Origin of the sequence: Chamaesiphon sp. GL140_3_metabinner_50, from assembly GCF_025361915.1 — a bacterium.
GTDB lineage: Bacteria > Cyanobacteriota > Cyanobacteriia > Cyanobacteriales > Chamaesiphonaceae > Chamaesiphon.
This window is the reverse complement of the sequence record NZ_JANYJC010000049.1, coordinates 1-2,944: the sequence shown is the minus strand read 5'-3', so window position 1 is coordinate 2,944 and position 2,944 is coordinate 1. Positions and strand designations below refer to the sequence as shown.

The following is a 2,944-nucleotide window of genomic DNA, read 5'->3' as shown; positions in this document are numbered from 1 at the left end:
TGAAGGTGGAATATCGGCAATTTTACCAGTCCGAGATTTAACTGCGATCGCGCGACCGTTATTAGGTAATAATTTAGCTGGATCGGACGGGCCGAATAAGGCGATCGTATACGTACCAACGGCTACAGCTAGATGCATCGGGCCGCTATTAGTGCATAACATTAAGTTAGCACCTGCGATCGTGGCTGCAAGTTTGCCGATATCTGGGGGGCTAATTACTTTTAAAGCTGGGCAAAGTGTCAGCAGTGATTCGATAAACTCGCCATCATCGGAGCCTTTGATGACTGCGACGGGGATATTTGGCTGCCGAGTTTGTAAGTCTTTGACAATCTGTTGCCACTGCTTGACGGGATAAATCCGATCGATCCCGGTGCGATCTGTTTTAGTCTCACCGCCATGAATCAGCACATAACCGCTCTCTTTAATGCCCAGACGCTGCTGTTCGGCTTCAGACCACTCGATATCTGCTTTAGGTACATTTATGGTTAAATCTGGACAAGGATCGGTTACGCCCAATCCTGTGACCAAATCGTGAAACATCTGCGCCGCATATTGGTCGAGGTTTAATGTTACCGGATTAGACAAAAATAAGTTGCTAACTCCAGCCGTGAACCCAATCCGCACGGGAATACCCGTCAACCACAAGAGTAAGCCTACGCCAAATCTCCGCCCCAAGGACATAGCTACATCGTACTCACGATCGCGAATGATGCCCAAAAGATTGCCCCAGTCAGCAGGGCCGTTAGTATCTTTAAAATCGAAGGGAATGACTTTATCTACAGACTTGGAAACGCGATATGCCGCAGTCGATCGAGGTTCCACGACTACATCAATTTCAGCGTCTGGGTAACGTCCTTTGAGATTATCGATTGTGGGGAAAAAGAGAATTTGATCGCCAATTCCACCAGGGACAAGAGCCAGGATCCGCATTTGTACTCAAGTTACTGCTGTACACGTTAAATTTTAGCAGGAATGGGGTTTGGTTGTTTGGTTCGGTTGCGAATATTTCTAGGAGATGGGAGATGGGAGATGGGAGATTGAGGAGTAAGCAATTGCTTACTCCTTACTCCTTACTCCTTACTCCTTACTCCTTACTCCTTACTCCTTACTCCTTACTCCTTACTCCCATCTCCCCTCTATTCCTGAGCTGCGGTAATTGGTGGTGCAGCGATCGGGGTAACATTAAGCGTAATGTCTGTGCCGTTGCGACGGACGATTACGGCAATGCTATTACCGATTTTTGTGGTGTCTACTGCTTGCTGTACGTCGTTGGAAGTTACGACGGCTTTGCCGTTGACACTTTTAATAATATCGCCAGATTTGATGCCTGCTGTGGCTGCGGGTGAGTTACGAACCGTGCGGGCAATGATGGTACCTCGATCGACATCGATCTTGAAATTGGCACTAGGATCGTTATTAATTTCTTCTTTAATTTGAGGGGTAATATTAATCATTTGCACGCCGAGGAAGGGATGTTCGACTTTTCCGGTGGCGATTAGTTGGGTGGCAATTCGTTGTGCGGTATTAATTGGAATGGCAAATCCCAATCCTTGGGTACCGCGTAAAATGGCGGTATTCATGCCGATGACGCGTCCCGATGCGTCGAGCAAAGGGCCGCCAGAATTGCCGGGATTGATGGCGGCATCGGTTTGGATATAGCTGACTCGTTTGTCGGTAGCACCGATATCGGCACTCGTGCGTCCGGTACCGCTAATAATGCCTGCTGTGACAGTATTATCCAATCCTAGCGGGTTGCCGATCGCGATCGCCCATTCACCTGGCTTAATTTTGTCGGAGTCTCCAAGTTGAATACTAGGGAGGTTTTTCTCGGCAACTTCAACAATGGCGACATCGGTAACTAGATCTAGTCCTTTAACTTTACCCGCGATCGTTCGCCCATCTTTAAGGGTAACGGTAACTTTGGTCGCTCCGGAGACTACATGAGCGTTAGTCAAGATTTGACCGTTATTGTTAATAATAAATCCCGATCCAGTGCCCTGTCTAATTTCGCGTTCTCCAGAGCGGTTTGGTTGAGCTGCTCGATTGCCAAAAAATCTCCGCAACACGGGATCTTCTTCGTCTGTAGTTGTCGAACGTGCGGCTACGGTGGTTGAAGCATTAATGCGGACTACTGCTGGGCCGACTTTATCTACTACTTGAGTAATAAAGTTAGTGTTAGCACTAGCTAAAATGCTACTACTATCGGCTACCTTTTGAGCAACGGCAGGAGATTCGACATTTGAAGGTATTTGTTCTTTTGCTGCTAGATACCCGAACGAACAACTGGCGATCGTACTTAATAATAATAAGGATAGATACTTACTGCCCCACCGTAATGTGTTGGTGGCAGTGGGTGACTTTTCGGTTGAAACTGGGACTGGAGAACTGTCTTCGATCGGTAACTTTTTCTGCGGTTCTGACATACAAATCACATGTATAACAATTCTGTTCGCCATCTGGGCGGTTTTTGCACGATCCGGTACTGAATGCCAAAATCGCCATACGTTCGACTCCACCGATTCCGGCTTTGTAAGTGTTTTGACGATCGAAGTGTTAAATTTGTTGCCCGTCTGAGGGCGATCTTAATTATCTTGTAAGATTCGCGCTCTTGACGATCGCCGCCCGATCTCTACGGTGACTGGGGTAGTTTAACTATCGTTGGCGAAGCCTCTCCTTTGGAGAATCGCCAACACTGAAGATCTGGCTGATTTCTTTATTGTAACGATGTCAGATTGCCGCAGTCAAGTCACTCGATGGTTGTCATTGCCCCAATTAAAACAAGCTAGCCGTCTCGTACAAACGACGCAAGATCGCGGCAATTTTGATTGTATACTGGGCATCTGCTGACCAGCGACCATTTAATTGCCGCATCGTCGGCGCGATGCCACGTCTAACGAGTTCAAATCTAGGTGCGACGCACTCTTGAACTAATAGATCGTTGCTG

The 2,944-nt window shown here is 47.5% G+C and carries 2 protein-coding genes; both read right to left on the bottom strand.

The features are described from left to right. Positions 1–930: glycosyltransferase family 9 protein (locus Q0R35_RS02535; protein ID WP_295614142.1), on the bottom strand; the 930-nt coding region annotated here is incomplete at its 3' end. A gap of 206 nt (positions 931–1,136) precedes the next feature. After that, positions 1,137–2,423, bottom strand: a complete 1,287-nt coding sequence (locus Q0R35_RS02530) for an HhoA/HhoB/HtrA family serine endopeptidase (protein WP_295614140.1) — start codon at positions 2,421–2,423, stop codon at positions 1,137–1,139. Between the last annotated feature and the right edge of the window lie 521 nt (positions 2,424–2,944).